General features: G+C 66.3%; 16 protein-coding genes. 3 read left to right on the top strand and 13 right to left on the bottom strand.

The genetic code is table 11. The features are described from left to right. Positions 1–2,082, top strand: a 2,082-nt coding sequence (locus RBB18_RS19435; RefSeq protein WP_306121268.1) for an aldehyde dehydrogenase family protein, incomplete at its 5' end; no start/stop codon positions are given. A gap of 45 nt (positions 2,083–2,127) precedes the next feature. On the opposite strand, the gene RBB18_RS19440 is transcribed toward RBB18_RS19435, so the two are convergent. From RBB18_RS19440 to RBB18_RS19455, 4 genes are all read right to left on the bottom strand, one after another. Further along, positions 2,128–2,802, bottom strand: a complete 675-nt coding sequence (locus RBB18_RS19440; protein WP_103764439.1) for a cupin domain-containing protein — start codon at positions 2,800–2,802, stop codon at positions 2,128–2,130. Between the two features lie 52 nt (positions 2,803–2,854). Further along, complete coding sequence (locus RBB18_RS19445) at positions 2,855–4,894, bottom strand: capsular polysaccharide biosynthesis protein (RefSeq protein ID WP_306111623.1); 2,040 nt, start codon at positions 4,892–4,894, stop codon at positions 2,855–2,857. After that, entirely contained in the window at positions 4,894–5,985 is a 1,092-nt protein-coding gene (locus RBB18_RS19450) for a polysaccharide biosynthesis/export family protein (RefSeq protein WP_103764369.1), read from the bottom strand. The genes RBB18_RS19445 and RBB18_RS19450 overlap by 1 nt, the downstream gene beginning before the upstream one ends. Positions 5,986–6,137: 152 nt before the next feature. After that, positions 6,138–7,430: a capsule biosynthesis protein gene (locus RBB18_RS19455; protein WP_103764368.1), complete on the bottom strand. Its 1,293-nt coding sequence runs from the start codon at positions 7,428–7,430 to the stop codon at positions 6,138–6,140. A gap of 153 nt (positions 7,431–7,583) precedes the next feature. On the opposite strand from RBB18_RS19455, the gene RBB18_RS19460 reads away from it, so the two are divergent. Beyond that, positions 7,584–8,171, top strand: coding sequence for a riboflavin synthase (locus tag RBB18_RS19460; protein ID WP_274593523.1), 588 nt, complete (start codon positions 7,584–7,586; stop codon positions 8,169–8,171). A gap of 247 nt (positions 8,172–8,418) precedes the next feature. Here RBB18_RS19460 and RBB18_RS19465 read toward each other — a convergent pair whose 3' ends face one another. The 6 genes from RBB18_RS19465 to RBB18_RS19490 all read right to left on the bottom strand — a co-directional run bounded on the left by RBB18_RS19465 (position 8,419) and on the right by RBB18_RS19490 (position 16,044). After that, positions 8,419–9,069 (bottom strand): DUF3726 domain-containing protein, encoded by a 651-nt coding sequence (locus RBB18_RS19465; RefSeq protein WP_306111622.1) that lies wholly within the window; start codon positions 9,067–9,069, stop codon positions 8,419–8,421. After that, positions 9,066–10,757 (bottom strand): hypothetical protein, encoded by a 1,692-nt coding sequence (locus tag RBB18_RS19470; protein ID WP_103764366.1) that lies wholly within the window; start codon positions 10,755–10,757, stop codon positions 9,066–9,068. The genes RBB18_RS19465 and RBB18_RS19470 overlap by 4 nt, the downstream gene beginning before the upstream one ends. A 69-nt stretch (positions 10,758–10,826) precedes the next feature. Next, the gene (locus tag RBB18_RS19475; RefSeq protein ID WP_103764365.1) at positions 10,827–12,380 is read right to left on the bottom strand and encodes a BCCT family transporter; all 1,554 of its coding nucleotides are present in this window, start codon (positions 12,378–12,380) and stop codon (positions 10,827–10,829) included. A 45-nt stretch (positions 12,381–12,425) separates the two neighbouring features. Continuing rightward, positions 12,426–13,421, bottom strand: coding sequence for a membrane dipeptidase (locus RBB18_RS19480; protein WP_306111621.1), 996 nt, complete (start codon positions 13,419–13,421; stop codon positions 12,426–12,428). Positions 13,422–13,614: 193 nt separating this feature from the next. After that, on the bottom strand, positions 13,615–15,066 hold the full coding sequence (locus RBB18_RS19485) for an aldehyde dehydrogenase family protein (RefSeq protein ID WP_306111620.1): 1,452 nt from the start codon (positions 15,064–15,066) through the stop codon (positions 13,615–13,617). A gap of 99 nt (positions 15,067–15,165) precedes the next feature. Continuing rightward, positions 15,166–16,044, bottom strand: coding sequence for a LysR family transcriptional regulator (locus RBB18_RS19490; RefSeq protein WP_103764362.1), 879 nt, complete (start codon positions 16,042–16,044; stop codon positions 15,166–15,168). An 82-nt stretch (positions 16,045–16,126) separates the two neighbouring features. On the opposite strand from RBB18_RS19490, the gene RBB18_RS19495 reads away from it, so the two are divergent. Then, positions 16,127–17,857, top strand: a complete 1,731-nt coding sequence (locus RBB18_RS19495) for an amidohydrolase (protein WP_306111619.1) — start codon at positions 16,127–16,129, stop codon at positions 17,855–17,857. Between the two features lie 65 nt (positions 17,858–17,922). On the opposite strand, the gene RBB18_RS19500 is transcribed toward RBB18_RS19495, so the two are convergent. The 3 genes from RBB18_RS19500 to RBB18_RS19510 form a co-directional block, all read right to left on the bottom strand. After that, positions 17,923–19,041, bottom strand: a complete 1,119-nt coding sequence (locus RBB18_RS19500; RefSeq protein ID WP_306111626.1) for an iron-containing alcohol dehydrogenase — start codon at positions 19,039–19,041, stop codon at positions 17,923–17,925. Continuing rightward, complete coding sequence (glpK, locus tag RBB18_RS19505; RefSeq protein WP_306111618.1) at positions 19,041–20,528, bottom strand: glycerol kinase GlpK; 1,488 nt, start codon at positions 20,526–20,528, stop codon at positions 19,041–19,043. The genes RBB18_RS19500 and glpK overlap by 1 nt, the downstream gene beginning before the upstream one ends. Before the next feature lie 155 nt (positions 20,529–20,683). After that, positions 20,684–22,402: an ABC transporter substrate-binding protein gene (locus tag RBB18_RS19510; RefSeq protein WP_306111617.1), complete on the bottom strand. Its 1,719-nt coding sequence runs from the start codon at positions 22,400–22,402 to the stop codon at positions 20,684–20,686. Between the last annotated feature and the right edge of the window lie 14 nt (positions 22,403–22,416).

The raw sequence follows: 22,416 nt of genomic DNA on the forward strand, positions 1-22,416 counted from the left end.
GGGCCCGGGCGGGCGCGGTACCTTTATGGGCTGGCGCGGCTGGTGCAAAAGAACGCGCGGCTCTTCGCGGTGCTGGAGACGCTGGATAACGGCAAGCCCTTGCGCGAAAGCCGCGACATCGACGTGCCCTTGGTGCACCGGCATTTCTATCACCATGCCGGGCTGGCGCAATTGCTGGAGGTCGAGCGACCAGACCGGCGCGCGCACGGGGTTTGCGGGCAGGTGATCCCGTGGAACTTCCCCCTTTTGATGCTGGCATGGAAAGTGGCACCGGCGCTGGCGGCGGGCAACACCGTGGTTCTGAAACCGGCGGAATGGACGTCGCTGACAGCCCTTCTTTTCGCGGATATCTGCAGGCAGGCCGGGCTGCCGAAGGGGGTGGTCAACATCGTGACCGGCGACGGGGAAGTTGGCGAGCGGATCGTCACGCATGAGGGCGTGGACAAGGTGGCCTTTACCGGCTCGACCGACGTGGGGCGGCGCATACGGAAGCAGACGGCGGGGCAGGGCAAGGCGCTGACGCTGGAGCTGGGCGGAAAGAGCGCCTACATCGTATTCGAGGATGCCGATATCGACAGCGCCATCGAGGGGCTGGTCGACGCGATCTGGCTGAATGGCGGCCAGGTCTGTTGCGCGGGCTCGCGCCTGCTGGTGCAGGAGGGGATTGCCGACGATTTTCAGGCACGGCTGCAAGAGAGAATGGGCAAGCTGCGCATCGGCAACCCGCTGGACAAGTGCATTGACGTGGGTGCCATGGCCGACCCTGTGCAGGTGGAGCGGGTGCGGCGGCTGGTCGAGGGCAGTGCCGCAGGCGAGAGGTTTGCCGCGGCAGTCGAGATGCCGGAGACGGGTGCCTTCTATCCGCCGACGCTGATCACCGGGCTGGCACCGTCGGATACGCTGATGCAGCAAGAGGTTTTCGGCCCCGTGCTTGTCTCGACCACGTTCCGGACACCTGCGGAAGCCGTCGCGCTGGCCAACAACACGCGCTACGGGCTGGCGGCGTCGGTCTGGTCGGAAAGCCTCAACCTGGCACTGGACGTGGCGCCGAAGCTGGCGGCGGGCGTGGTCTGGGTGAACGGGACCAACATGTTCGACGCGGCGGCACCCTTTGGCGGTGTGCGCGAGAGTGGGTTCGGGCGCGAAGGCGGCTGGGCGGGGCTGGATGCCTATCTGAAGCCGACTCGGGCACAAAAGGCGCTGCGCCCTGTCGCGGGGTTCACGGGAGGCGCAAACGGTGTGGTCGAAGGAATGGACCGGACACCGAAGCTCTACATAGGGGGTAAGCAGACGCGGCCCGACGGTGGGTATTCGCGCGTGATCTACGGCAAGTCGGGCAAGGCGCTGGGGCAGGTTCCGGTGGCCAACCGCAAGGATATCCGTAACGCGGTGGAGGCCGCGCGCGGAGCAGCGGCCTGGGGTCGGACCAGCGGCCATGCGCGGGCGCAGATCATTTATTACATGGCCGAGAACCTTTCGTCGCGGGCGGATGATTTTGCCCGGGTGCTGAACGCGATGAGCGGCGGGCGCAGTGGCGCAAGCGAGGTGGAGGCCAGTGTCGACCGGTTGTTTACATGGGCGGCCTGGGCGGACAAGTTCGCGGGCGAGGCTGCCGCGGTGCCGATCCGCGGCATGGCGCTGGCCCTGCGCGAGCCGGTGGGCGTGATCGGCGCGTTCTGCGCGGATGAGGCGCCCCTGCTGGGTCTCGTGTCGGTGCTGGGGGCGGTGATGGCGATGGGCAATCGCGCGGTGCTGATAGCCAGCGAACCGTTTCCGCTGGCGGCGATGGAACTGGTGCAGGTTCTGGAAACATCGGACGTGCCGGCGGGCGTGGCGAACCTGCTGGTCGGGCCGGTCGCGGAGCTTGCACCGCACCTGGCCGGGCATGCGGATGTCGAGGCGGTCTGGAGCTTTGCCTCGGCCGACTTGTCGGAGGTGATCGAGCGGGAGAGTGCCGGAAACCTCAAGCGGACATGGGTGAACAACGGACGCGCGCTGGACTGGTATGATGCCGGCGGGTGCCGTGCCTTTTTGGAGGCGGCGACGGAGGTCAAGACGGCATGGGTGCCTTACGGGGAGTGACCTTTGACCGGGCCTGAAGAGGTCCCGGATCAGGTCCGGGACGGGTTACGTCTTGGGGCCGGTCGGGGTTTCGCGCAGGTGGTCGCGCTTGATCCAGACACGGGCGCCGTTGGTTCCCACCTGGGCGGTTGATGACGCGCCTTTCGGCAGGCGCAGCCAACTGAGGCGTTTGAAGGTCTCGCCGCCTTCGGTGAAGCCGCCGTCCAGCACCAGCAATTCCAGCCCGTCGGGTGCGTCGAGCGAGACGCGCGCCTCCGGCGCCCAGCGTTCCAGCGCGACATCCTCGCGGCCATCGGAAAAGAGCGGCATGATTTCGACATCGTCGCGGTCGTGCAGAAAGCGCATCTTGTTCGTGTCGATGCGCACATGGGTGCGGTCGGACAAGTCAAACTGCCAGAGCTTCACGAGGATGGTGCAGCCGGGCTCTGACCCCGGCGTGTGGGACGATTCCGGCGGATTGCGAATATAGCTGCCTTCGGGGAAATCGCCATGCTCGTCCGAAAAGACGCCTTCGAGCACGAGGAATTCCTCGCCGCCCGTGTGGACGTGGGACGAGAACGCGCTGTTCGGGGCGTAGCGCACGATCGAGGTGGCGCGGGCCACTTCGTCGCCGATGCGGTCGAGGATGCGCCGGTCAACGCCGGGCATGGGCGAGGCGACCCAGTCCTCGTCGGCGGCGTGCACCACGGCGCGTTGGGTGAAGTCGCTGTTGCGGTCCATATGATCCTCCTTGCCGTTCGTTGCCTCCAAGATAAGGCAGCTGGCCGGATTGTCACCGCCAGAGGCTGGCGCGCGAGGCAAAAAGGCCCTGAAGCTTTGCCAGAAGGCGGTTGGCGGGACCGGGGTGGGGGATGTCGCCGGTGGCGAGGCGGTCCAGCACGACCTCGACCGGGCAGGGCTGTCCGGTGACAGGGTCGAAATAGCGCGGGTAGTCGATGAGAGCGGCATGAACCAGGCCGTGCAACGTTGGTCGCGCGGCGCGGCGGGCGGGGACGTCGCCGGTATCGGTGGTCAGGCCCCATCCTGCATAGAACGGCGCGCCGGTGGTGGTGACGGGAACGCCGCGGAGCAGCGCCTCGAACCCAGTGAGCGAAGTCATGGTGAAGACGCGCTGGACTTGGGACAACAGTGCGGCGGGGTCGGTGCGGGGCAGGGCGATGGCATCGAGCCTGTCCAGGTCGGCCTGACGAATGGTGCCTTCGCGCAGGCCCGCCTCGACATCGGGGTGGGGTTTGTAGAGCAGGACGGCATCGGGATGCGCGGCGCGGGCCGATTCCAACAGGGCGAGGTTGGTCGAAGTCCGACCCGCGCCGGTGCGGATAGAAGCGTCATCCTCGACCTGGCCGGGGACCAGCACGCGGAGGCCGTCGGGCAGGTCCGGAACCGAGAGGCCGAGGTTGTATTTGCTGAGGCCCAAGGACACGAGGCGGCGGATCAGGCGTTCGGCGCGCAGGTCCTGGTCGGGGCGCAGGGTTTCGCGCCGGATGATCCAGCGCTCCAGCCTGCTTTCGCGGGTCGGGTCATAGTAGATGCCGAGATCGTCGCACACGAGTGACAGGGGCGGAACCAGTTCTGCGCCCAGACCGCGCGAGCGCAGAAATCCGTCCTCGACCCGGATGACAGCCATGTCGGCGGGCGTCTTGCCGGCCCAGCACATATGGGCACGCCCGGTGGCGTCGGCGACGCGCGCGGCGTGGGCAGGATTGTCCTTGAAGGTCACGCGCTTCTCGGCACCGAAGACCTTTTGCAGGGGGCGGCGTTTCCACAGACGCATGCCCGAGGCGACCCAGCCCCGGTGATCGGCGCGCCATGCGTTCGTGCGGGCCTCGAGGAAGGAGATCGCGTCTTCCAGCTCGCACAGCCGGTCGCGGTGGGGGTCGTACCACTTGGGATAGAGGATCATCGCGGCGGCAAAGAGCTGGGCCCTTGAGAGGGTGCGGCCGCGGCGGGATATGGGATTAGGGTGACGATCCTCGGTCAGGTCCCAGCCGGAATAGAAGGGCTGGCCGAAGACATGGGGTTTGTGCCCGGCGAAGATCGCCTCGAATCCGAGCTGGGAGGTGACGGCGTAGACCGCGACGGCGCCTTCCATGAGCTTCCAGGGGCTGACGGGATCGGAGAACAGGCTGACGCGGTCCGAGGTGTCTTCCGGACCGAAATAGCCTTGGCGGTGGCCCTGCACGGTTTCGGGGTGGGTCTTGATCAGGACCGGGCAGCCGGGGTTCTCCTCCTGCGCGTAAAAGAGCATCTCGCGGAAGGTGTTGGCGTCGGCCCCGCCATGTATGACGGAGGCGTCGCCGCGGGTCTGGTCGAGCACCAAGACGTAGCCCGGCGCGGGGCAGGAAGCGGCGGGATCGAAGGCGGTGTACTTGGTCAGGTGCGCCTCGGCCATGCGGGAGATGCAGCCGCGGGCCCGGTCCATCAGGGCGGTGTCGTCCAGCGGATGGGTGGCCAGAAGTGTTTCCAGGTCCGAGGGTGCGCTGCTGTCGAAATGCACGCCGGTATGGTCGATAAGCAGTCCCAGCGGCGGTTCGCCCGCGCGACCGGGACGCAGCGAGCGCAGGAAGGCGTCTTCGACGCGCACGATCCCGGCACCGGTCTTTTGCGCCATCGCCTCGCCCCGCGCGGCATAGGGCGAACGGCCCCAGACCGCAATCAGGTCCTCTGCGCCGGGCTTGCCCAATTGCAGGGGCAGGCCGGCGAGATCCAGGATGCGGCGGATACGGCGCTGACGCAGGAAGCCCGCGTTGAAATAGAAAACCCGCCGGGAGGCATCTGCTCCGGCGGGTTCCGAGTGGATGTATTGCGCCATCAGTTCCCGCTGAGCGTATCGCCTGCGGTCGAGACGGAGCCAACGGCACCGAGCGTGCCGGTCAGAGCGCCGATGACTTTGCTCCACTGGGCGAAGGGCGCCTCGGTCACGTAGAGCGTGTCGTCGTCGCGGATGGCAAAATCACGGGCCATGAACATGCCGTTGGGCTGCGTCAGATCCAGCACGTAGACCAGACGCTGCGCGCCCACGAGGTCGTTGCGGCCGAGCACCTGGTTGGCGATTTCTGCCGGTTCGTTGCGCAGCACGAAGACGCCCGTGGGGTCGGCCGCGTTGGCCTGGAGGCCACCGACCTGGGCAATGGCCTCGATCGCGGAGATCGTGGGCGAGGGGAAGGGCACGCGGGCCTGGCCGCCGGTGGCGCCGAGCGCGGTGAAGGCGCGGGTGTCTTCCTCGACCAGGATACGGTCACCGCCGCGTAGGGCGATATCGAACCCGGGATTACGAAAGAGATCCTGGAACCAGACCTTGGAGCGCATTCCGCCCCGGATTACGGTAACCTGCGCGATTTCGGGCTCGATGGTCACACCGCCTGCGGCGGCCAGCATGTTCGAAAGCGTTCGGGTCGGACGTTCGATCGGGTAGACACCCTGGCCGCCCACCGCGCCCACCAGAGACACGGTCGCGCCGTCGCCTGCAAGGCGGCGCACCTCGACCTGTGGGTCCGGGGTTTGTTCATCGAGCTTGGAGGTGATGATGCGCCGGATCGCCTCGGGCGTGTTGCCGGCGGCGCGGATGCGCCCCGCGTAGGGCACGAAGATGAAGCCGGCCCCGTCGACCTGCACTTCTTCCAGAAGGGTCTGGTTGGCGCCTTCGCCGGCCAACAGGCCGTCATCGACGTTTTCCCAGATGGTCAGGCCCAGCGTATCGCCGGGGCGGATCGTGTCGGAGCCGACGAGGCCCGCGTTCTTGAACGCTTCGGTGAAGCCGAGCGCGGGTTGGACGGCCGTGGCGCGGGTCACGCGGTCATTGACGGACACCACGAAGGCGTCGCCGGATCGTTGCACGGAACCGGAATAGATCTGACGTTTGCTGGGGCCTGAGCGGGGGAGGAAGCTGCACGACGCAACCATGCTCACGACAAGCACCAATGCGACGGACTTCGCCCATCGTTTGGATTGGAGTTTCACTGCCCGGTCTCCTCGACCTGTTTTGTCTGCCTCGGTTTTTTTTCCCCACGCTAACGCGAAGCGGTGCGAAAATCCAGTGTCTTAGCGCCGGATGTTCATGTGACGGCCTGCAACTGTTGCCTTGGGGCCGCGGTGCCTGTGACCAGGGCGTCATAGGGGTCATCGGGGCTGAGCATCATGTCCACCGTCTGGCGCAGCAACTGGCGGCGGCCACTGGAGGAATAGAAGCCGCCGGCAACCTGGCTGGTTTCAAGCAAATAGCGGCGGTAGTCGCCATAAGCCTTGCGGTCTGGCCGTTCTGCCCCGGCGAAGAAATCACGCAGGGGCTTTGTCGAGACGAATTCGGGCTTGGCATAGACCGCCTCGCCGAAGGTCTTGAGCGGAATCCCGCGCCAGAGCACCTGTTGTGCTGCGGTGGAGTTTACCGTGACGGCGCTGCGGGCCTCGTTCAGAAGGCGCGCCAGCTTGCCGCCGCGGACGTAATGCACGCGGTCGAAGACATCGTGCTTGCGGGCAAGGCGACGCAGTTCCGCGCGGATGGGTGTGCGACCATCTTCGAGCGGGTGGGCCTTGACCACGAGGTGATGATGTTTCGGCGCGCCGTTGGCGAAACTCTCGGTCACGGTTTCGAGAAAGTCCGTCATCGTGTCGAACGGCGAGTGCTTTTGGAACGAGGCGTCGTGCTCCAGTTGGAGCAGCGCCAGGTGATAGGGGAAGCCGCCGTGCCGGATGCGCCAAGTGGCGATGCGCCGGTCGATAGCCTGAAACGGCATGAGGACCAACCGTTTGAGATAAAGGGTGAATTCCTGCCGGACAGTCAGGGCGCGGTGGGGACGGAAGTTGCGGTACTTGCGGTTAAACAGCAGGACGCAGCCGTGATAGGCCGCGCCGTAGAAGATATGCTGGCGCATGTCGCCCCACGAGGCGGGCGGCAGGGCGGTGTCCATGTCGGAGTTTTCCAGGGCCTTGCGCATGTCATCAACGCCCATCTCCATGAGCCGCGAATGCCCGTTGGAGCCGCCACGCTCGTACGTCACCCAGTAGGGGCGCAGGTAACCTTCTTCGAAGACGTGGATCGTCAGGCCCATCTCGCGGGCCTGTTCGATGGCCTGGGCGTGGATGGCGCGGGTGTCGCCGTAAAGCACGAGGTCTGTGACTCGCTTGTCCTGCACCAGTGCGCGGAAGGTGGGACGCCAATCTTCGGCGGTGCCGGTGAAGGGAATATAGCTCGCCCGATCACGCCAGAAGGCCGCGTCACCGGCGTTGAAGCCCACGCGCCAGACATTCGCTCCGGCATGGCGCAACATGCGGCCGAGCTTGGAAAAAAACGGGCCGTGCGGACCTTGCAAAAACAAAAAGACCCGGTTGTCGCCGGTCGCTGACCTCATACCCTTCTGCCTCTTTCACGCATGACGTGTGATTAATCTTTTCGACCTTAATAAACCAGTATTTAGACGAAATTAAGGCCCGGGACGATGGGCCGGTTCTTGCCTTGGGCGGGCTGGCCCGGTAGGTCGGAGCAGGACCACAGGGAGACAGTCATGTTCACCGGGATCATCACGGATATGGGCGAGATACGCGCGCTTGAAACGCGCGGCGATCTGCGTGCGCGCATCGGCACCGGCTATGACATGTCGGGCGTCGACATGGGCGCCTCGATCGCGTGTGACGGCGTGTGCCTGACGGTGGTGGACAAGGGGCCGGACTGGTTCGACGTGGACGTGTCGGCAGAGACCTTGTCGAAGAGCAACCTGGACACCTGGGCCGAAGGCAGAAAAGTCAATCTTGAGAGGTCCTTGCGCGTCGGGGATGAACTAGGCGGGCATATCGTGTCGGGCCATGTCGATGGCCTGGCCGAGGTGGTCGGCGTCGAGGACGAGGGCGACAGCACGCGGGTCAGATTGCGCGCCCCGGACGCGCTGGCGAAGTTCATCGCGCCCAAGGGATCGGTGGCGCTGAACGGGACGTCGCTGACGGTGAACGAGGTCGAGGGCGCGGTGTTCGGGGTCAACTTCATCCCGCATACCAAGCAGGTCACGACATGGGGCCGCGTCGCCGTGGGTGACATGGTGAACCTGGAGATCGACACGCTGGCGCGCTACGTCGCACGGCTGGCAGAATCGGTCTGACGCAAAGGCCGTTAACGCCGCTGATATTAACTTTTTCGGACGTCGGTATCGCGTCGGTATCCCGGTGGCATCGCGTCGGTGGCGTTTTCGCGGTTTAGCCCGGTTCACGGCTCGTGCGCAGACTTTGCCATTTTGAAACCATTCTCTCGACACGCGATTCATGCGTAACGGGGTCGCGCCGCCCTTCCTTGAATGCGGCGGGGACCCGGGCCAGCGGCCCGAGAAAATTCTGCGAATTTTCTGGCGATCAATCGTTGTCGCTGAGGCCGGCGCCGGCGCCTGTCAGGCGGCTGGCCTCGGTTTCAGGGGCATAGGTGCGCTGGGCGAAAGTGTTGAGGATCTTGACTGCCTGCGGCATTGGTGTGGCGCGGTAGAGCCGGGTGAGGACGGAGCCGTGGCGGGCCGCTGTCGCGGAGAGATGCACGGTTTCGGTTTCGGCACAGTCAAGGGCGGCGCCGGGGTCATCGAGAAGGGTTTTGCCCTCCGCCCGAGTGATCGAGCAGCTTTGCCAATGCAGAGACAGAGGCGCGCCGGTGCGGTCTGCGGCCCAGACCATGTAGGGGACCAAGAGCAAGGGCCAGGCGACCGGCCCAGTGGTCACGGTACGGCCCGCGGCCCAGTCGGCGGCAAGGTCACAGAGCGTGGCGCCCGTCACGATGGGGCAGAGGAGGCCGCCCGCGGCGGTCCACGTCTCGCCCAGGGCCTGCGGGCCCAGCGTGGCGGCGGGCGCGCCATCGTTGCGGGTCAGAACATCGGACAGGGCGAGTGCCCCGGGCCAGCCCGCCGCGCAGGTCCAGCGGGCGGCGCGGCCCGCTTCCTCGGCCAGGCCCCAGGCGTATCCGGCGCCGCGGGTGGCCTTGCGAGACAGCGCCTCGATTTCATTCAGGGACCACGTCATTCCGCGCCTCTTGTCAGGGGCGGCAAGGTCCAGTCGTCGCCCGTCTCTGCCAACTCGTGCGGAAAGGGGGCGTGCTGGAACATGTTGATGCGCAGCCAACGGTCCGAGCGGGGATCGAAGTGGCAGGCGCCGAAGAAGCTGAGCTTGAGCCGTAGCATGTCGACGGGCAGCATGTCGGCGGCGAGCGTGTTATCGCGGATCTCGGCATAGGGCAGGCGGGCGGCGATCTGGGCGCGGCGGGCAATGTGACGATGCCGGGGGTGGGCCAGCAGGAATTCCGCCACGCTGGTCTGGGGCGCGTCCTTGAGGGCGCGGTGGGCCAGAACGGCGTCGCGGCCGGGGCCGAGGGGCTGTTCATAGGGCTCGATCGGTTCCAGCGCGCGTTCGCCCAGGCGCGGTTCCAGTTTGGCCTGGGACGTGTACCAGACGCGGGCCTGCGCCTTGGGTGCGGTCCAGTCGGTGGCCAGCGCCCAGCCGTAGATGTCTTCGATGATGTCGTTGAGGCGGACAAGCGGCATGGTCCCGTCGACAGGGAAGCTGGCCTGTTCGTCGGCCGCCATGCATTGCGTGAGGTCATCGACCAGATTACCATAGGGTTCCATCAGCAGCGAGGCGAGCTGTTCCTGGCCTTCGAGCGACAGGTGCGCCTCGCCCCAGAGCCAGAGGCGGTTCCAGGGGTGGTCGGTGGTCAGGTCTGCCGTGTCGAGGTGCGCCATGAGCGCTTTCATGTCCGAGCGTAGGTCGGTGCATTTCTGGATCTGCATGGGGTGGGCGGAGTGCCACCCCTCGGCGTGGATCTGGGCACGGGCGGCGAACTGCTGGAAGGCCTGCGCGGTCGCTTCGGATGCGGTGGGTTGGGAGCGGACGCGGGCCAGAGCCTCTTCCCGCGAGGCGACCCAGGCGTTGAGGAGGGCCGGGTGGTTCACTAGGAAGGGCGCCATGCCGAGGCCGGTGGAATTGCCGATGCCGAAGCGGCGGCGCAGGGCCGGGTCGAGCGGCACGGCGGTCTCTGGCGCGCGGGCGCGGGCCATGTGCTCGACAAGGTCCATGACGAAGCAGCGGGTGAGGTAGACCGACAGCATCTCGACCTGGAACGGCCCGGCGCATTCGGGGCGGTGGCGGGTCTGTTCGCGGTCCGCCGCGCCGAACTTGCCCGAGCCGTAGACCGCCGTGGTGCGCATCAGGTAGCCGACGGCGCGGACTTGGTCCTCGTCGGGCTGGTGGCCTGCGCTGAGCGCGTCGACAACGTGACCCCAGAGCCGCACCGAGCGGTTGGCGCGGGAGAGGGACAGCTCGCGGTCGGAGATGCGGCCGGATTCTTGCAGGGGCACGTTGTCGCGCAGGCGGGCAATGTCGGCCTCGGTCGGGATGCCGTCGAAAAGCGTGAAGGTGGCGTCCCAGGCGGTGGCGATGACGCGGTCGGAGCGTTGGTCTGCCGGCAGGTCATGGGCGAAGGCGACGAGGGAATAGGCGTGCTCGGGGCCTTGCGCGGTGTAGACGGCGTGGCCGACGCCATGCGCGTCAATGTCGAACACCGTTTGGGTGATTGTCCAGTCGTCGCGCACAAGACGGCGCAAAAGCTGGCGCATGAAGGAAAGCCGGGTTTGGTGCGCAGCGCCGAGACGGGCCAGCGTCATGACCGTGTTTGGGTCACGGGGCTGGATCGTTTGCTGTGCCACTTGTTCCATGCCGGCTCCTTGTCTGCCGATGATAGGGGCGTTGGGGCAATCCGGCAAAGGACCGCCCCGATGGTGGTGTCAGTTCGCCTCGCGTCCCTTGGCGAGCGTGATGCGCAGCGCGTCCCAGAGCGAGGGCAGCAGCACCAGCGACACCGGCACGGCGGTGACGACGATGAAGCTTTGGAGTTTCGAGATGCCGCCCGAGCCGGTGTAGATCAGGATCAGGGCCATCACGCCCATGGCGATGCCCCAGAAGATGCGGACGGGAAGCGAGGGGATATCCTCGTTCGACATGGCTACGGAGATCACGTAGGTCATCGAGTCGCCCGTGGTGGCCACGAAAACCGTCGTCAGGATCAGGAAAAGGACCGATACGAGGAAGCCCGCGGGCAGCGACTGGGTGATCGCCAGCAGGGCGGCGGGCAGGTTGAAGCCCTCGAACGCCGAGGAAATGGAGCCCTGGTTGGAGAGTTCGGCGCTGATGCCGGTGCCGCCGACGATGGTGAACCAGAAGCAGGTCACGATGGGGGCGACGATCGACAGCATGATGACGATCGAGCGGATCGAGCGGCCCCGGCTGATGCGGGCGATGAACATCGCCATGAGCGGGCCGTACCCGAGGAACCAGCCCCAGAAGAACACGGTCCACCAGCCGAGCCAGCCCGGCTCGCCGAAGATGGCGGCGTCACCGCGATAGAGCGCCATGCCGAAGAAATCGGTGATGTAGGTGGTCATGCCGCTGAAGAAGCCCGAGAAGATGAAGCCGGTGGGACCGGCCACCAGGATGAAGAGCAAGAGAAGCGCGGCGAGGATCACGTTGAAGCGGCTGAGGATTTGGATGCCTTTGGACAGGCCGGTGGCCGCCGAGAGGGTGTAGATCACTACAAGGCCGAGGATGACGGCGGCTTGCGTGCCGAAGGTGTCGGGGATGCCGAAAAGCGCGTTGAGGCCGTAACTGACTTGCAGGCCGAGAAAGCCGATGGGGCCGACGGTGCCCGCGACCACGGCGATGATGCAGGAGGCATCCGCGATGAGGCCGATGGGCCCCTTGATGGCGGCGTCTCCGAAGAGCGGGTAGAGCAGGGTGCGCGGGGCCATGGGCAGGCCCTTTTCGTAGTGGTAATGCATCAGCATCACCGTGGTCAGCGCGCCGAGGATGGCCCAGGCGAGAAAGCCCCAGTGCATGAAGCTTTGCGCCAGTGCGGGCGCGACGACCTCTGCCGTGGCGCTTTCCGCGCCGAAATAGGGGGGTGTCGACAGAAAGTGGGCCATGGGCTCGCCCGCCGCCCAGAAGACGCCGCCGCCTGCCAGAAGCGTGCACATGATCATGGCGCCCCATTGGAAGACGGGGAATTCGGGCGTGCTGAGGTTGCCCATCAGGGCCTTGCTGCCGGGCAGCACGATCAGGACGAGGCCGATGAGGAACGTCGCCAGCAGCAGGAGCTGCCAGTAGAGGCCGAAATACTTGGCCGAGACCGCGAAGCTGGTGTCGACCATGCTGGACAGCAGGTCGAGGTCGTAGAGGGCCACGAGGCAGAAAAGCGCGATGAAGCCGCCGGTGATGGCGAAGAGTGGCTTGTTGATGTGGTGCAGGTGCTTTTCGGTGGCCTGCGTCTGGGTGGTGTCGGTCATGGATGTCTCCCTGTGGACTGTCCCTGGAGTGGCGTTCCGCGGCCCTCAGGAGTCCGGTTTTTGGTGTTCCGGGGTGAAGTTTTCCTCAAAAAAGCGCAGCCAGTTGTCGCCCATGAGGCCGGCGATCTCGCTGTCGTTGAAGCCGACCTTTTGCAGGCCGTCGGCGAGGTTCGGAAAGTCGGTGTTGTCCTTGAACCATGAGGGCTGCGGCGGGAAGCCGGGATTGGCGGCCGAGCCTTCGCCGTAGTCGATCTGTTTGGTCCAGCGGCCGGTGCGCATCCATTCGACGATGCTGTCTGGCTGGTCCTGGCAGAGGTCGGAGCCGATGCCGAAATGCTCTGCGCCGAAACGCTCGGCCGCCATTGCGATCATCTCGCAGAAGCTTTGCAGCGTGCAGTCTGACTTGTCCTTGAGGTGATGGGGGTACATCGAAAAGCCCATCATGCCGCCATTCTCGGTCACCGCGCGCACCACGTCGTCACGCTTGTTGCGCAGGGCGGGCTGCCAGCCGTGCAGGTTGGCGTGGGTGATGGCGATGGGGCGCTGGGAATGGACCGCCGCTTCAATCGTGGAGCGGTCGGCGGAGTGGGACATGTCGACGACGAGGCCCACGCGGTTCATTTCACGAATGACCTCGCGGCCCATGCGGGTAAGGCCCGCATCCTCGGCCTCGTAACAGCCCGTGGCGAGCAGGGACTGGTTGTTGTACGTCAGTTGCATGAAGCGCGCGCCGAGGTCGTGCCAGACCTCGACAAGGCCGATATCGTCCTCGATGGGCGAGGGATTCTGGAAGCCGAAGAAGATGGCGGTGCGGCCGGTCTCGTGCGCGGCGCGCACATCGCCCGCCCACCGCCCCTTCATGATGAGGTCCGGATATTGTTCGAACCAGCGGTTCCAGCGTTCGACGTTGAGGACGGTTTCGCGGAATGTCTCGTGGTAGGCGATGGTGACGTGCACGGCGTCGAGACCGCCCTGCCGCATCTGGCGGAAGATTTTCTCGGACCAGTTGGCGTATTGCAGGCAATCGATGCGGTAGGTCATGCGAACATCCTCGACGATGGAGCACACGCTGAGACGTGGCCGCCCCTGGGGGGGCGCTGCAACATCGGAGCTTTGCAAGAGGGCCGGATTGCGCGCGCGATCCGTGTTGTGCGGGACGTTTGCCGGGCGCCCGCCCGTGGGGCGCGGCTCGGCGGGGCCGAGCGACGGTGATCCGACGGGGCAGCGGTGTGCGTCATTCCGGCGACCCGGCGGCGATGTAGGCGGTTTTCACGATGGTGTAGAATTCGCGCGCGTGGATGCCCTGTTCGCGCGGGCCGTAAGAGCTGTCGCCGCGGCCACCGAAGGGGACGTGGTAATCGGTGCCGGCGGTGGGCAGGTTGACGGTCACGACGCCAGTGCGGGCGTTGCGGCGGAAATGGCTGGCGCGGGCGAGGCTGCGCGTGACGATGCCGGAGGTGAGGCCGAAATTGGTGTCGTTGACCACGTGGAGCGCCTCGTCATAGCTGCCGACCTTGATGACCGAGGTTAGCGGGGCGAACATTTCCTCGCGGTTGATGGTCATGTCGTTGGTGGTGTTCAGGAACACGCCCGGTGACATGTAATAGCCGTCATGGTCGCGCGTCAGGCGGGTGCCGCCGCAGGCGAGCTCTGCGCCCTCGGTCTGGCCTTTTTCGACATAGGCGAGGTTCTCGTTGAGTTGGGTTTCGGACACGACCGGGCCCATTTGCGTGCCTTCGGCCAGCGCGTGGCCGACCTTCATGGCCTTGGCACCGGCGACGAGTTTTTCGACGAAGGCGTCGTGGATGCCCGCGTGGACGACGAGGCGCGAGGAGGCGGTGCATTTCTGCCCGGTGCCGCCGAAGGCACCGCCCAGGGCCAACGTGACGGCGAGGTCGAGATCGGCGTCGTCCATCACGGCGAGCGCGTTCTTGGAGCCCATTTCCATTTGCAGGCGAGTGAAGTTCTGCACCGCGGAGGCGGCGATGTGGCGGCCCACCGGGACCGAGCCGGTGAAGGAGATGGCGTCGATATCGCGGCTTTCGACCAGGCGCTGGCCAACCTCGCCGCCGGGACCCATGACAAGCTGGAAGAGGCCTGCCGGGATGTCCTGTTTCGCGATGATCTCGGTCAGGGCGACGGCGGAGGCGGGCGTGAGGTTGGCCGGTTTCCAGATGACGGCGTTGCCGTAGGCGAGCGCCGGGGCGATCTTCCACGAGGCGGTGGCGGTGGGGAAGTTCCACGGGGATATGACGGCGACGGTGCCGACGGGTTCGCGGCGCACGTCGACCTCCACTCCGGGGCGCACGGAGTCGGCGTTCTCACCGATCTGGCGCAGGACTTCGTGGGCGGAATAGGTGAAGAACTGCCCGGCGCGGTAGACCTCGCCCTTGCCCTCGGCGAAGGGTTTGCCCTCTTCGCGCGACAGCAGCGTGCCCAGTTCCTCGGCGCGGGCCATGAGTTCGGTGCCGATGGCCATGAGCACGGACTGGCGGCGTTCGAGGCCGTAGGCGGCCCACTCGGCTTGCGCGGTGCGGGCCGCGGCAATGGCCTCGTCCAGCTGCGCGGCGCTGGCCTGGGTGAAATGACCGACCAGATCGGAGAGGTCCGAGGGATTGCGGTTTTCGATGGACGAGGGCCCTTCGGCCCACTGGCCCGCGATGTAGTTCAGCTTGAGGTCGGTCATTGCGCATCCTTGGAATTTGATTGGCGGAGTGTTGCCAATGCAGCGATTCAGGGCAAACGCAAAGTTCTGTAAGAAATTTCAGGTAAACTGAAATTATATCTAGTGGGTCAAGGTGATCTTCTGGGCCCGGATGGTGCGGACGAGGGCGGCGGCGGCCGGCGTCATCTCGGTTTCCGGCGGCGTCAGCATCCAGATCTCGCGCCGGATCGTTGCATCGGCCAGTGGCAGGAAAGTCAGGTCCGCCATGGCGTCGCGCATGGTGAGTTCGGGCAGAAGCGTGACGCCCATGCCCGCGCGCACGAGGCTGAGGAGCGCGGCGGTGCCGGACACGTTGAGCGTGGCGCGGTCGAGGATGGGGCGGAAATCGGGGTCGGTCACGTAGTGGCAGAGGCCGTTGGCGATGAAGGGAATATCGGTGAGGTCGGCCCAGGCGAGCGCGTCCCAGTCGACGGCGAGCGGGTGATCGGCGGGACAGACCACGCCGAAGCGGTCGGCAAAGAGAAGCGTGCGGTCGAACCCGGCCTGCGGGCCGAGTGAAGCGAGGGCGATATCGGCACGGCCCGCGGCGAGGTCATGGGCGATGGCGGCGCTGTCGGTGTCGCGCATGTTGATGCGCACCAGCGGGTGGTCCTGGGCAAAGCGGTGCAGGATGGTGGGCATCAGCATCTGTGCCACCGAGGGCGTGACCGACAGGCGGACATGGCCGGCCTCGGCCCGTGACAGCCCCTCGATGGCGGCGATGGTGCTGTCGAAATGGGCGAGCTCGCGCCCGGCTTCGACGCGGATGAGTTCGCCGAGGCGGGTGAGGCGGGATTTGCGCCCGGCCTCGAACAGGGGCGCGCCGATGTGATCCTCGAACTGGCGCAGCATCATGGAGACGGCGGAGGGCGTGCGGCCCAGAGCCTCGGCGGCGTCGGCGAGATTGCCGCGCTCGGCCACGGTGAGAAAGCAGCGGAGCATGTCGATCTTGATGGCCATTGGCTTCAGCTTTCCTTGATTTGGCGGGATGTTTTGCCGGGTTCGCTTAAGAAAGCGCAGGCTGGGTGCGGTGTCCAGCTTGATGCCCCGGCTTGACGGCGTCGGCGGGCGCGGTTTCGATGGCGCGACGCATGATGATGAGGAGGCAGGCATGGCACCGGAGATCGTGATCCTGAACGGGAAGGTCCTTACCATGGACCCGGGCCGCCCGCGCGCGGAGGCCGTCGCCGTCGCCGCGGGGCGGATCGTGGCGCTGGGCACGAGTGCCGAGATCGGGGCCATGGCGGGGCCGGACACGAAACAGGTGGATGCGGAGGGCGCGACGGTGCTGCCGGGGTTCATCGACAGCCACGTGCATCTTTTCGGCGGATCGGTCGAGATGGGGTATCTCGATCTTTACGGGATGCAGGACGAGGAGGCGGTGACGGCGGCGGTGCGCGCCTATGCCGACGACTGCCCCGACGACCGGGTCGTGTTCGCGGTGCAGGCGGGCTACGACCTGATGGGGCCGGGGCGCGAGACCACGCGGCAGGATCTGGACCGGGTGCTGCCGGACCGGCCGTTGGCGGTCTATGCGCCGGATCATCACACGATCTGGGCCAATACCGCGGCGCTGGAACTGGCCGGCATCCTGCATGGCGGGCCGGTGGAGGCGGGCGCGGAGATCGTGATGGCCGAGGATGGTACGGCAACCGGGGCGCTGCTGGAGCCGTCGGCCTATGTTCACGTTCTGAAGCACACGCGGAACGGCGGGCGCGACATGGCGGGGTTGATTACGGGGACCGATCCCGTGCCGGCGCCGAGTGCGGACGCGCGCGCCAAGGACAAGGCCGCGTTGATCGCCGGGCTGAAACATTGCGCGTGCCACGGGATCACCGGGCTGCACAACATGGACGGCAATTTCTACCAGATGGAATTGCTGGCCGAGTTGGAGGAAGAGGGCGCGCTGATCGCCCGCGTGGAGATACCGTTTCACCTGAAAAGCCACGACCCGTTGAGCCGGCTGGAGGAGGCCGAGGAGATGCGGGCGCGGTATGCGAGCGACTACCTGTGGTGCAACCGCGTAAAGATGTTCATGGACGGGGTTCTGGAAAGCCGGACGGCGCTGATGCTGGAGAATTATCCCGGCACGGACGTTGATGGCGACGCGGTGTTCACGGCAGAGCAGTTCAACGCGGCTTGCGTGGCGGCGGATGCAAAAGAGTTTCAACTGGCCACACATGCGATCGGGGATCTGGCGGTACGGCGGACGCTGGACGGCTACGCGGCGGCGCGGGAAGCCAACGGCGTGCGTGATGCGCGGCACCGGGTGGAGCATATCGAGGTCATTCATCCCGACGACCTGCCGCGGCTGGGGGCCTTGGACGTTGTGGCGTCGGTTCAGCCCGGGCACGCGGCGTTCGGGCATGTGTTTCCGCCCTATGGGATCAAGGACGTGCTGCGGCCGGATCAGTGGCCCTATGCGTTTGCATGGAAAGCGCAGCGCGCGCACGCGGCGCGGTTGGTGTTCTCGACCGACTGGCCGGTGATGCCCGTGGACGTGATGCCCAACGTGCGCGCGGCGGTGGATCCGATGGATCTGGGGGAGGGCTGGCCGGACCAGTCGCAGGGGCTGCTCGAGACGCTGGAGAGTTACACGGCGGGCAATGCCTGGGTGGAGTTTTCCGAAGATCGCAAGGGGCGGCTGACGGAAGGGTATTTCGCCGATATCGCGGTGATGTCGCATGACCTGGAGGCGATGGAGCCTTCGGAGCTTGGGAGCGCGCGGGCGGTGCTGACGCTGTGTGGCGGGCGGGTCACCTGGGAGGCGTAAGGCGGTGCGTTTGGCTTGCGTCGCGCCGTGAGTATTTTTGGCAAGAAAAAGCCGGGCGGTGAGCCCTAGCTGGCGGCGAGGATGCGTTGCAGCAGCTCCGTTGGGAGTTTGACCGGGTTGGCGGCCATGGAACTCGAGGCTTGCGCATCTGTGGCGATGGCGGCGTGGTCGGCGGGGGCGATGCCCATCTGCGCGAGGGTCGGCAGGCCGTGGTGGCGGGACCAGGCGGCGATGTCGGCGGTGCCGAGCGCCTCGGACGCGCTGACGCGGATCTCGGCGATGCGGCGGGCTTTCGGGTTTTCCTTGGGCAGGGCGGCGAGGTTGGCGGCCAGGGTCGCGGGCAGGAGCGCGCCACAGACGGCACCGTGTGGGGCCGTGGGGATGCGGCCGCCGATGACGCCGGCGAGGCCGTGGACGGCGCCGAGGCCCGCGTTTGCCAAAGCGATCCCGCCGGTGAGGCTGACGAAGGCCATGTCGTCACGGGCGTCGGGATTTTCGCCCTCCATCAGTTTGCGGATCGCGCGCAGGCCGCGGGGGATGGCGGCGCGGCAGAGCGCGTCGGTGAGCGGGTTGGCGCGCGAGGAGACGTAGGGCTCGATCACCTGGGTGATGGCGTCGAGGCCGGAGGCGAGGGTGACGGGCTTGGGGGTGTTGTCGGTCAGGGCGGGATCGACGAGGGCGATGTCGGCCAGCATGGCCGGATCGCGGAGCGAGACTTTGCGGGCATGGTCGGGCACGCCGATGACGGCGTTCCTGGTGGCTTCGGCCCCGGTGCCGGCGGTGGTGGGGATGGCCATGAACGGCGCGGGGGGCGTGGCGAGAGGCTGGCCTTTGCCTATCACCTCGAGGTGGTCGAGAGGTTGGGAGGTCGCGTTCAGGAGGCCCGCGACGGCCTTGCCGAGGTCGATGGCCGCGCCGCCGCCGATAGCTACGACGTGGGTCGCGCCCGCGCGACGGGCGGTGTCGAGCGCGGTTTGCAGCAGGGCGAGGTCGGGTTCCTTGGGGCAGGCGAAGGCGGTGGCTTCGAGATCGGGGGCGTCGAGCAGTGACTGTGCGTGGCGGGGCGTAGCGCCGTGCACGACGAACGCGTGAGCGCCGAGGCTGGCGGCGAGGTCCGCGGCCTTGGCGAACTCGCCGCGGCCGAAAAGGATGCGGGCGGGGGCCGTCAGGCCGAAGGGGGCGATCATACCGACATCGTCGCCTCGACGGCGCGTTTCCAGGCGGCGTATTTCTCGTCTCGGGTGGTGGCGTCCATCGCCGGTTCGAACCGTTGGTCGAGCGCCCAGCCTTCGGCGAAACCGGCTTGGTCGGGATAGATGCCGGCCTGCATTCCGGCGAGCCAGGCGGCCCCGAGCGCGGTGGTTTCCAGCACCTTGGGCCGGTCCACCGGAGCGCCGATGATGTCGGCTAGGAACTGCATGGCCCAGGCGGAGGCGGACATGCCGCCATCGACACGCAGGACCTGTTTCGCCTCGTCCGAGGACCAGTCGGCGGTCATCGCCTCTAGCAGGTCGCGGGTCTGGAAGCCGACGCTTTCCAGCGCGGCACGGGCGAACTCGGCGGGGCCGGAATTGCGGGTGAGGCCGTAGATCGCGCCACGGCAATCGGGCTGCCAGTAAGGGGCGCCAAGGCCGGTGAAGGCGGGAACGAGGATGACGTTCTGGTGGGGGTCGGCACGGTCGGACAGCGTTTGGGTTTCGCCTGCCTCGCGGATGATCTTGAGTCCGTCGCGGAGCCATTGGACCACCGCGCCGGCGATGAAGATCGAGCCTTCGAGCGCGTAGGTGGGTTTGCCGTCGAGCTGGTAGGCGATGGTGGTCAGGAGACGGTTTTGCGAGCGCACGGGCTCGTCCCCGGTGTTGAGCAGGGCGAAGCAGCCGGTGCCGTAGGTGGATTTCATCATGCCGGGCGCAAAGCAGGCCTGGCCGACGGTGGCGGCCTGCTGGTCGCCCGCGACGCCGAGGATCGGAATCTCGCGTCCGAAAAGGTCGGTGCGGGTTGTGCCATAGTCGGCGGCGCAGTCGCGCACCTCGGGGAGCATGGACATCGGCACGTTCAGCAAGTCGCAGATGGTCTGGCTCCACCGGCCCTTGCGGATGTCGTAAAGCAGCGTGCGGGCGGCGTTGGTCGCGTCGGTGGCGTGGGTCTTGCCGCCGGTCAGCTTCCAGATGAGGTAGCAGTCGACGGTGCCGAAGAGGAGGTCGCCGTTTTCGGCTTTGGCCCGGGCGCCATCGACGTTGTCGAGGATCCAGGCGAGTTTCGTGCCGGAGAAATAGGGGTCGAGCAGGAGGCCGGTGCGGTCGGTGATCATGTCCTCGTGACCCGCCTCGCGCAGGGCGCGGCAGGTTTGCGCGGTGCGGCGGTCCTGCCAGACGATGGCACGGTGGACGGGCTTGCCGGTGGTACGGTCCCAGACGACGGTCGTCTCGCGCTGGTTGGTGATGCCGATGGCGGCGATGTCCGAAGGGGTTAGTCCCGCGCGCTCGATGGCGGCGCGGCAGGTGCCGGCCGTCGTGGCCCAGATATCGTCCACGTCATGTTCGACCCAGCCCGATTGCGGAAAATGCTGGGTAAATTCCTCTTGTGCGGTGGCGACGGGGGTTAGGGACTTGTCAAAGAGGATAGCGCGGGAGGACGTGGTGCCCTGGTCGATGGCGAGGATGTGGGTCATGTCGGGGGCCTTGCCTGAACTTCGGTCGGTTGAGTGTCCAAGGGGAGCGGTCCCGGGTCAAGCCCGGGACGGGGATGGAAAAGAGGGCGGGGAGTATCCCCGCCCTACGGTTTTTCGGATTCATGGGCCGGGGTGTCCCGGCCCAGGACAGGCGATTACTGCCAGCTGGCGATCAGCTCGTCGTAGGAGACGGTCTTGGGCTCTTCGTCCTCGTTTTCGAGCTTGGCATAGGGCGCGCCTTCCTGGTCGTACCAGTATTGCGGGTCCTGTTCCTCGTTCATCACCGGGCCGAGATCGCCCTGCACGCCGGCGCGTTCGAGCCGTTCCAGCACGCGCTCCTGGTCCGCGCAGAGGCCGTCGAGGGCCTCTTGCGGGGTCTTGGAGCCGGACATCGCGTCACCGATGTTCTGCCACCAGAGCTGGGCCAGTTTCGGATAGTCCGGGATGTTGGTGCCGGTGGGCGACCACGCGGTGCGCGCGGGCGAGCGGTAGAAGTCCACCAGGCCACCCAGCTTGTCGGCACGCTCGGTGAAGCTTTCGTGCTGGATGGTGGATTCGCGGATGAAGGTCAGGCCGACATGGCTTTTCTTCACATCCACGAGCTTCGAGGTGACGAACTGCGCATAGAGCCAGGCGGCCTGGGCGCGGTCCGTCGGGGTGGATTTCATCAGCGTCCAGGACCCCACGTCCTGATAGCCGACCTTCTGGCCTTCTTTCCAGTAGACGCCATGCGGCGAGGGCGCGAGCCGCCATTTGGGCGTGCCGTCCTCATTCATCACCTGATCGGAGGCCACCAGCGGCGGCACGAAGGTGGTGTACATGAACATCTGCTGGGCGATCTGGCCCTGCGCCGGGATCGGCCCGGCCTCGGAGAAGGTCATGCCGGCGGCGGCAGGGGGCGAGTATTTCTGCAGCCATTCGATCGCCTTGGTCACGGCATAGACGGCCGCGGGCGCATTGGTGGCCCCGCCGCGTGCGACGCAGGAGCCGACGGGCTGCGAGTTCTCGTTCACCCGGACGCCCCATTCGTCGACCGGCAGGCCGTTGGGTTCGCCCACGTCTCCCATTCCGGCCATGGACATCCACGCATCGGTATAGCGCCAGCCAAGGCTGGGGTCCTTCTTGCCGTAGTCCATGTTGCCGAAGATCTCGCCCTCGACGCCCATGTGGCTGAGGTCGCGGCCGGTAAAGAACTCGGCGATATCCTCGTAGGCCGCCCAGTTGACCGGAACGCCCAGTTCGTAGCCGTATTCCTCCTGGAAATCGGTCTTGTTCTTGTCGTCGTTGAACCAGTCGTAGCGGAACCAGTAGAGGTTCGCGAACTGCTGGTCGGGCAACTGGTAGAGCTTGCCGTCGGGTGCGGTTGTGAATTGCGTTCCGATGAAGTCGTCGAGGTCGAGATTGGGGCTGGTGACGTCGGCGCCTTCGCCGTCCATCCAGTCGGTCAGGTTGCGCACCTGCTGATAGCGCCAGTGGGTGCCGATGAGGTCGCTGTCGTTGACATAGGCGTCGTAGATATTCTCGCCCGACTGCATCTGGGTCTGAAGTTTCTCGACCACGTCGCCTTCGCCGATGAGGTCATGGGTGACCTGGATGCCGGTGATGGCGGTGAAGGCCGGGGCGAGCACCTGGCTTTCGTATTCGTGGGTGGTGATGGTTTCCGAAACGACCTTGATCTCCATGCCCTGGAAAGGCTCGGCGGCGTCGATGAACCATTGCATCTCGGCTTCCTGCTCTTCGGGGGAAAGCGCGGTCATTTCAGCGATTTCGGTCTCAAGAAACTCCATCGCCTCTTCCATGCCGGCCCATGCGGTACTGCCCGTCAGGGCAATGGCCGCCGCCAGCGCGGTCGTTGATTTCAGGTTCAGAGTCATTTGGTTCCTCCCAT

Origin of the sequence: Roseovarius sp. MMSF_3298 (assembly GCF_030733705.1) — a bacterium.
Classification (GTDB): Bacteria; Pseudomonadota; Alphaproteobacteria; order Rhodobacterales; family Rhodobacteraceae; genus Roseovarius; species Roseovarius confluentis.

What these genes read in the sequence shown, in the direction of transcription:
- RBB18_RS19480 (WP_306111621.1), bottom strand. Translation starts at nt 13,421, where the DNA reads ATGACCTACCGCATCGATTGCCTGCAATACGCCAACTGGTCCGAGAAA.
- glpK (WP_306111618.1), bottom strand. Translation starts at nt 20,528, where the DNA reads ATGACCCACATCCTCGCCATCGACCAGGGCACCACGTCCTCCCGCGCT.
- RBB18_RS19475 (WP_103764365.1), bottom strand. Translation starts at nt 12,380, where the DNA reads ATGACCGACACCACCCAGACGCAGGCCACCGAAAAGCACCTGCACCAC.
- RBB18_RS19455 (WP_103764368.1), bottom strand. Translation starts at nt 7,430, where the DNA reads ATGAGGTCAGCGACCGGCGACAACCGGGTCTTTTTGTTTTTGCAAGGT.
- RBB18_RS19485 (WP_306111620.1), bottom strand. Translation starts at nt 15,066, where the DNA reads ATGACCGACCTCAAGCTGAACTACATCGCGGGCCAGTGGGCCGAAGGG.
- RBB18_RS19440 (WP_103764439.1), bottom strand. Translation starts at nt 2,802, where the DNA reads ATGGACCGCAACAGCGACTTCACCCAACGCGCCGTGGTGCACGCCGCC.
- RBB18_RS19445 (WP_306111623.1), bottom strand. Translation starts at nt 4,894, where the DNA reads ATGGCGCAATACATCCACTCGGAACCCGCCGGAGCAGATGCCTCCCGG.
- RBB18_RS19460 (WP_274593523.1), top strand. Translation starts at nt 7,584, where the DNA reads ATGTTCACCGGGATCATCACGGATATGGGCGAGATACGCGCGCTTGAA.
- RBB18_RS19495 (WP_306111619.1), top strand. Translation starts at nt 16,127, where the DNA reads ATGCCCCGGCTTGACGGCGTCGGCGGGCGCGGTTTCGATGGCGCGACG.
- RBB18_RS19510 (WP_306111617.1), bottom strand. Translation starts at nt 22,402, where the DNA reads ATGACTCTGAACCTGAAATCAACGACCGCGCTGGCGGCGGCCATTGCC.
- RBB18_RS19490 (WP_103764362.1), bottom strand. Translation starts at nt 16,044, where the DNA reads ATGGCCATCAAGATCGACATGCTCCGCTGCTTTCTCACCGTGGCCGAG.
- RBB18_RS19470 (WP_103764366.1), bottom strand. Translation starts at nt 10,757, where the DNA reads ATGGAACAAGTGGCACAGCAAACGATCCAGCCCCGTGACCCAAACACG.
- RBB18_RS19450 (WP_103764369.1), bottom strand. Translation starts at nt 5,985, where the DNA reads ATGGTTGCGTCGTGCAGCTTCCTCCCCCGCTCAGGCCCCAGCAAACGT.
- RBB18_RS19465 (WP_306111622.1), bottom strand. Translation starts at nt 9,069, where the DNA reads ATGACGTGGTCCCTGAATGAAATCGAGGCGCTGTCTCGCAAGGCCACC.